Source organism: Sinorhizobium sp. NFACC03, from assembly GCF_900103435.1.
Lineage (GTDB): Bacteria > Pseudomonadota > Alphaproteobacteria > Rhizobiales > Rhizobiaceae > Ensifer.
On record NZ_FMXF01000072.1, the window covers coordinates 1 to 7,015 of the forward strand.

Below are 7,015 nucleotides of genomic sequence, written 5' to 3' on the forward strand. Positions count from 1 at the left end.
TGACCTTCATCGGCATGGGCGTTTCCGGCGGTGAGGAAGGCGCGCGCCACGGCCCGTCGATCATGGTCGGCGGCAAGGAGGAGTCCTGGAAGCGCGTCGAGAGCGTTTTGACCTCGATCGCCGCCAAATACGACAACGACCCCTGCGTTGCCTGGCTCGGCGAAAACGGCGCCGGCCATTTCGTCAAGACCATCCACAACGGCATCGAATATGCCGACATGCAGATGATCGCCGAAATCTACGGCATCCTGCGCGACGGCCTGAAGATGTCGGCGACCGAGATTGGCGACGTCTTCGGCACCTGGAACAAAGGCCGCCTCAACTCCTACCTGATCGAGATCACCGAGAAGGTGCTGAAGGCCGCTGATCCTCTGACCGGCAAGCCGATCGTCGATTTGATCCTCGACAAGGCCGGCCAGAAGGGCACCGGCAAGTGGTCGGTGATCGAAGCGCAGAACATGGGCGTGCCGGCAACCGGCATTGAGGCGGCGGTTGCGGCGCGCAGCATCTCCTCGATGAAGGACGAACGCGAAGCGGCCGAAAAGATCCTCGGGCTGCCTGAGGTCGGCGACTTCAAGGTGGCCGACAAGGCAGCCTTCATCAGGGATCTCGAAAGCGCGCTGCTGGCCGCCAAGATCGGCGCCTATGCGCAAGGCTTCGCGGTGATGTCGGCGGCATCAAAGGAGTTCAACTGGAACCTGCCGATGCCGACGATCGCCAAGATCTGGCGCGCCGGCTGCATCATCCGCTCGCAGTTCCTCGACGAGATCACCACCGCGTTCACCAAGGCGCCGGATGCTGCCAACCTAATCGTCACCCCGGCCTTCGCCGCCATGGTCAAGGAAACCGACGCAGCCCTGCGCCGCGTCGTTTCGGCTGCCGTTCTCGGCGGCCTGCCGGTGCCGGCGCTTGCCTCGGCGCTCGGCTACTTCGACAGCTACCGCCGTGGCCGCGGCACGGCCAACGTCATCCAGGCGCAGCGCGACTTCTTCGGCGCCCACGGCTTCGACCGCATTGACGGCGCCGACAGCCATCACGGTCCGTGGGGCAGCGGCTTTTAGCTGGCACTCAGAAATTGCGACCGTTCGATCCCTTTCAGGAGCTAAGAGGCGGGCACTCAATTGACAAAGCGAGGACTGACATTGGTGAGCAAACTCACGACCTTGTCTTCGATCGCCTGACAGTCGTTCTCGTATCGGGCGGTCAGAGGTTCGCCTGAGATCGCGTGTTCTCGGAGTTCATCCCGGGTGATCACCGCAATGCCATAAGCCTCTAACAGGGTACTCAGCGAAAGGAACCTTAGCTCCGCAAGCTGTTGCCGATGCCTCGGCAGCCGCATCATCAGGCGTGCCCGTCCGATCTTCTCAAAATCCATCGTTTCCGCCTTCAGGTAACGCCTGAAGGCCAGTGTCCTCCACAATCCGAGGGGTAGCAACATGAATATGACCGTGCACGCTCTGTAGCGGCAATTGAGCGCGGCAGACGAGGTCACTCGCTCGACAGCCGCGTCTCGGCCCTCGAATGACCAAACGCGTTTGTGCCGGAACGAGGAGTGGGGATCCCAGAGCGCTTAGTCGAATGGGGCTGGGGCGAGCGCTCTGGGATCACTAGCGCCAATGACGGAGGGCAGTCCTTGGCTCTTTGGCGCTTAAACAGCATGGCGGGCGGATTCGGAATGAGCAACGCCGCTAGGACCTTTGCCAGAGCGCACCAGACCTAAGTCTGACAAGATCTCAAAGAGATGGCCCGCCAAAATTCGACCACTGGGCCAATCAAGTGTACCCGTTGGGCTCCCCATCGGAATAAGGGACAGACCTCGAAGCTCGGTCGGTCGAACACCAACGTCCCGTAAGGCTATGTGGGGAATTGAGGTCGGAACGACTATCGGGCAACGATGCGCGTGTCGTGGGCTTTCTTGGCAGATGTTGGACCGTGGTGTCGGGTGTCGCCTTGCATCTGTGGAGCAAATCTATCCGCGCATCATCCGCTCGGTTGAAACGACCAGAGGCTCATCACGTCTCTTCTCGCTCGCCCAAAGCCAATCTAACCCGTTCGTCTCTCTTCCTCCGCAACCGGGCTGGCTCCCTATTTTTCCCGTAGCGCCCGGCGGAAGTTCTGCGTGATTGGTTCCGCAAGGTAGGCAAGCACGGTGCGGGCACCCGTTCGGATCATCGCCTCGCTCGACATGCCGGGCAACAGTTTACGGCCCTCGAGCTTGGCGAGTTCGTGTCTGTCAATCAACACGGTTGCGGTGAAGTATGGCACTCCGCTGCGTTCCTCTACCATGCGGTCCGCCGATACGATCTCCACCACGCCTTCGAGTGGCGGCAGGTTGTAGCGTGCGAAGGCCGGAAAGCTGACACGCGCTGGCTGTCCGGGGGCGATCGTCTCGACATCCTCCGGCCTGACCATAGCCTCGACCACGAGTTGCTGTCCGAGAGGGACCACGGTCATCAACGTTTCGCCGGGTTTCACGACACCGCCGTCCGTGTGGACCTTCAGATCCATGACGATCCCGTCAACCGGTGCGACGATGTCGGTGCGGGCAAGCACGTCGTTGGCGGAACGCTCCTGCTGTTTGAGGTCAAACAAATCCGCCTCGACCTTGCTCAATTCCTCGACAGCATCTTTCAGCCGCACGGTATTAAGGTTCAGAATCTGCGCGTCAATTTCGGCCATGGCGCTTCTGGCACGAGCGATCGCCGCAATATTGGTAGCGCGCTCCCCCTCGATCTCGCGCTGTTGTCGTCTAAGCAACAGGTTCCGCTCGCGGGTCGTGAGTGCCTTCTTGAGCAGAGCTTCAAGATCCTTGGTCTCCCCTTCGAGAGCCTCGATCTGCTTGTCCTCGGTCGCAACGAGTCTCTCCAGTCCGGTTATCTCCTCCTCCGCCTGGTGGCGGCGTTGTCCGAGAATGGTCCGTGCGTCGTTCAAGTTGTGGCGCTTTGCCGCGAAGACGTCGCGCTGCGTGGCCACCGCGTCCTTGGCAGCGGTCGCACGGTTTGCGAGCAGCGCCGGATCAAAGTCGATCTCGGCCTTGTCGTCGCGCTCCGCCCTGAGCCGCGCGGCCAACGCCTCGCGCGTTGCGATCCGGTTCCGAACCAGGTCCAGTTGTGCTTTGGCCTGCGTGTCGTCGAGCCGGATCAGAACCTTGCCGGCCTTGACGATGTCACCGTTGGCGGCGTTCAACTCCGCGATGATGCCGCCCTCGAGGTGTTGGACGAGCTTGCGGTCGCCTGCGACCTTGACAACGCCCGGCGCCACTGCGGCGCTGTCCAACGGCGCCAGCGCCGCCCAACCTCCGGCCGCACCGAAAAAGAGGACCATGATTGTGAACCCGGCCCAGGTCACGCCGGCGAGACGCAAGGGTATCGGCTTGGGCATCGGCGGTGGCGGGGCAGGTAGCGGTACAACGGTCATATCTGTTTCCGATCCGATGGTTGCGCGGCGTCCGCAGGGCCACCTGAACTGCCTCCGGCAACAGGGCCGGACCTAGGTGGTAAGTTTCGGACCGTGAACCGGGGTGCTGGACCGAGACCTCCGTCTTGGTTCGCGGCTATGGTTGGGATCTGAACTACCTCGCGGCTGCGCCGGGCGAGTTCGTTGAAGACATGATCACGCGGGCCAAAGAGATCTTGCTGGCCTCGGTTGAGGACCAGTATCTTGTCGACCTTGTCCATGATGTTCGGTCGGTGCGCGATCAGGATAATCGTCGTGCCTGCGGCCTTGACGGTACCGAGGGCTGCGATCAATGCGTCTTCGCCTTCGCGGTCGAGATTGGAATTCGGCTCGTCCAGGATAAGGAGTGCCGGATCGCCGTAGAGCGCCCTCGCTAGCCCGATGCGTTGACGCTGCCCGCCCGACAGTGTCGCGCCCGACTCGCCGATCTCGGTAGCGTAACCCTTCGGCAGTCCCTTGATCAGTTCGTGAACTCCCGCCAGTTGTGCGGCCTTGACGACGTTGTTGAAGACCGGCGTGTCGAGCTTCGCGAAGCGGCAGATGTTCTCGGAGACAGTACCGGCGAAGAGCTCGATGTCCTGCGGCAAGTAACCGACATGGCGGCCACGGTCCTCTGCCGCCCATTGGGCGACGTCCATGCCATCAAGCAACGCGCGTCCTCCGGATGGGCGCCAGGCACCGGCCAGTATCCGCGCCAGACTTGTCTTTCCGGCCGCGCTAGGGCCGATCAGCGCCATTACCTCGCCCGGTTTGAGCTGGAAGCTGATCCCTTTCAGTATATGTTCGCCGCCCTGCCGGGCAAGCACAAGATTGTCGGCCTCAAACCTACCCTTCGGCCGCGGTAGTGGCAAAACCGGTGTGGCCTCCAGGTGTTCGCCGGCGACTGCGGCGAGACGACGGTAGGCGGCCCGCGCTCCAACAGTCGCCTTCCAGGTGCCGATCGCTTGCTCGACCGGGGACAATGCGCGACCCATGAGGATCGAGGCGGAGATCATGATGCCGGGCGAGGCCTCGTTGCGAAGTACGAGGTAGGCCCCGAGGCCCAGTATAGCCATTTGCAAGGCTAGTCGGTGACACCGCGCGACGGCCGCGATGAAGCCGCCACGGTTGGCGGCGAGAACCTGTCCATGGTTTGCCTCGTCCTGCTGCGCTTTCCACCCCTCCAGCAGCGGCTTTAGCATGCCCATCGCCTGCACGACCTCTGCATTGCGGATAGCCGCCTCGGCCTGCACATATGCGCGCGATTGGGCGCTTTGGGCCTCGGTCAATGGTTTGCGTGTGAGGTATTCGTTGAGCAATGCCAACGCGAAAAGGACGATCCCGCCGCCCAGCGCCAGCCAACCGAGCCAAGGGTGCATGAGGAATATGGCCCCGAAAAACAACGGCGACCAAGGCGCGTCAAGGATCGGGAAAATGCTCGGGCTTGTGAAGAAATTCCGAACTTGATCCAGGTCGCGCAATGGACGGGCATTGACTTGACCGGGCGCTGAAGCGGCATACTCCACCGCTGCTGTCAGGAGGACCGGCGCCAACCGCGCATTCATCCAGGATCCGACTGTTGCGAGCAGACGCCCGCGCACGATTTCCAGCCCCGCCATTGTGGCGAGCGCGCCCACCGCCATCAGTGACAGCATCCCCAACGTTTCCAGGCTGTGGCTGGACAACACGCGATGGTAGACCTGGAGCATGTAGATCGCGCCAGTCAGCATCAGCACGTTGATGCCGGCACTGAACCAGATAAGTGGCCGGATGACCCGGCCGGCTTCTTTCATCACAACCTGTAGGGCGGGGCGTTGTTGGCTGGTTTTCATCTTCTATAAACTCTAGGACGCGGGACCAGAAGAACGCTTAGCGGGGCGACACCCCGGCAGATCACGGGGGCAGCTTGGCTGCCCCCGTGAAAGAAGTGTCAGGTAACATCAACAAGGATGTGCTGCGTCTCTGTCTGGTCCCCGTCCGCGTCCGCGACCTGGAAGGCGAAGTCGAGGTTGGCATCGACTGTCCCACTGGACTGCTGGACAAACCCGATGTCCACGATCTTCAGCACATCGTTATCGGTCGGGTCCCAGGCCGTCAGGCCGCTGGTGGCGCTGCTGTTGCCACCGGCCCCGATCGCCCCAGTCAGGTTGATGGCGTTGCCCGTCAACCCATTTGCGCTCTGCATGATCTGAATGCCCTGGATCTGGTAGGTCTCGGTACCGTCCGTGTAGTCGTTCTGCTCGATGATAAGCAAGGCATCGTTATTATCGAGCGTGAACTCGGTGCTGTACGGGAAGGGGACATTGGCGTTCCCCTTGATCAGGTCCGAGTTCTGCACGTTGACCGCCCGCGTGATCTCGTTGCCGTTGGCATCCTTCAGGTCGAGGATCAGGACCAGGTCTTCACTGCTCCCGATGCCATCGAACTTGATGACAACGCCGCTGGCACTCGTGGTCGGGTCAAGCTTTTCAGTGCCACCACCGGGGGCGTTCGGGTTGACATCCGAGAGAATGTTCTCTTTGAAGAACCGCAAGGTCAGAAGTTCACCCTTCTGGATCGTGTCGCCGGCGACCCCGTTTGTCGTCTGGGTTGCACTAACCCAGTCTTCGAAACCGTTGCTGACCATATCGTGGGTGCCGAGGGTCGGTATCGAGTTGAACGTGGTATCGCTGGAAGACCCATCACCGGTGTCTGTGAACGAGAACGTCTTGTTCTTGTTGTTGAGCGAGTTTGCGGTGAACTGCACGTAGAACCCATCAATCGGATCATCGTCGAGCTGCGTCGCGACGATTTGCGGGTGTCCCGTGTTGCCGCTGGGTGCCTTAGCCAGCAACTCATTGGTGTGCAGCACGTCGAAGCTAAAGCCTTCGAGCGGGTCGGTCAGGGTGATGGTATAAGTGTCGTTAACCTTGTCAAAGACGAGGGTGCCCTCCGCCGTCCCGGTCTGGAGGCCATCCGCTGGGTCCTTGTCGTAGGTGAAGGTGAAGTCGAACGTCGCGGAGGTGAGGCTCTCCGACGCCAGCGTCACAGTTGGGTCGAGGATATTACCTCCGCCGCCACCGATGATCGTGCCGCTGAGTCCGATCTGGGTGCCCGCCAAAGCACCGTTGGTATCGACAAAGTCGCTGACAGTCGGTCCATACGCAGTGGCCGCATGCTTGTCGGTCATGTCGTAGCCAAAGGTGCCGCTGGCCATTGCTCCCGCGGTGTTGGCAAGGTGCTCCGGGGCTTGGATACCAGGAGTGCCTGGATCAGCGTCGAACGGTGCCGTGATCGTCGGATCGGTGTCGTTGAAGGTCAGCGACAGACCCAAGCTGGTGCTTTCTTCCGACACGACGTCTTCGTCGCCGTCCGTCACCGTCACCGTCGCCACGACGTTGATCAGGCCGTTGAGGTCGAGGGTGTTGTCCTCGCCCGCGCCTTGCGGTGCGTTCGAGTGCTCAAGAGCAACCAACGACGTCAACGTCACCGTCGTGCCAGACAGCGTCACCGTGAACGCCGTTGAATCGAGCACGTCGTCGCCGTCGCTGTCGTACTGGCCCGAGATCAGGTTGTCCGAGTCGGCCACCAGCGTGATCGC

4 protein-coding genes and 1 pseudogene are annotated in these 7,015 nt (G+C 61.5%); 1 reads left to right on the forward strand and 4 read right to left on the reverse strand.

The features are described from left to right. The coding region (gnd, locus tag BLU35_RS34730; protein WP_093236520.1) for an NADP-dependent phosphogluconate dehydrogenase at window positions 1–1,061 on the forward strand (1,061 nt) is incomplete at its 5' end. A gap of 56 nt (window positions 1,062–1,117) precedes the next feature. Here gnd and BLU35_RS34735 read toward each other — a convergent pair. The 4 genes and pseudogenes from BLU35_RS34735 to BLU35_RS35890 all read right to left on the reverse strand — a co-directional run. Then, the gene (locus BLU35_RS34735; protein ID WP_058324660.1) at window positions 1,118–1,375 is read right to left on the reverse strand and encodes a hypothetical protein; all 258 of its coding nucleotides are present in this window, start codon (window positions 1,373–1,375) and stop codon (window positions 1,118–1,120) included. Between the two features lie 710 nt (window positions 1,376–2,085). Beyond that, window positions 2,086–3,417, reverse strand: coding sequence for an HlyD family type I secretion periplasmic adaptor subunit (locus BLU35_RS34740; protein ID WP_093236522.1), 1,332 nt, complete (start codon window positions 3,415–3,417; stop codon window positions 2,086–2,088). Beyond that, window positions 3,414–5,267: a type I secretion system permease/ATPase gene (locus tag BLU35_RS34745; protein ID WP_286161735.1), complete on the reverse strand. Its 1,854-nt coding sequence runs from the start codon at window positions 5,265–5,267 to the stop codon at window positions 3,414–3,416. Before BLU35_RS34745 ends, BLU35_RS34740 begins: the two co-directional genes overlap by 4 nt. Before the next feature lie 98 nt (window positions 5,268–5,365). Next, window positions 5,366–7,015, reverse strand: a pseudogene (locus BLU35_RS35890) (DUF5801 repeats-in-toxin domain-containing protein); the annotation flags it as partial.

What these genes read in the sequence shown, in the direction of transcription:
- BLU35_RS34735 (WP_058324660.1), bottom strand. Translation starts at nt 1,375, where the DNA reads ATGGATTTTGAGAAGATCGGACGGGCACGCCTGATGATGCGGCTGCCG.
- BLU35_RS34740 (WP_093236522.1), bottom strand. Translation starts at nt 3,417, where the DNA reads ATGACCGTTGTACCGCTACCTGCCCCGCCACCGCCGATGCCCAAGCCG.
- BLU35_RS34745 (WP_286161735.1), bottom strand. Translation starts at nt 5,267, where the DNA reads ATGAAAACCAGCCAACAACGCCCCGCCCTACAGGTTGTGATGAAAGAA.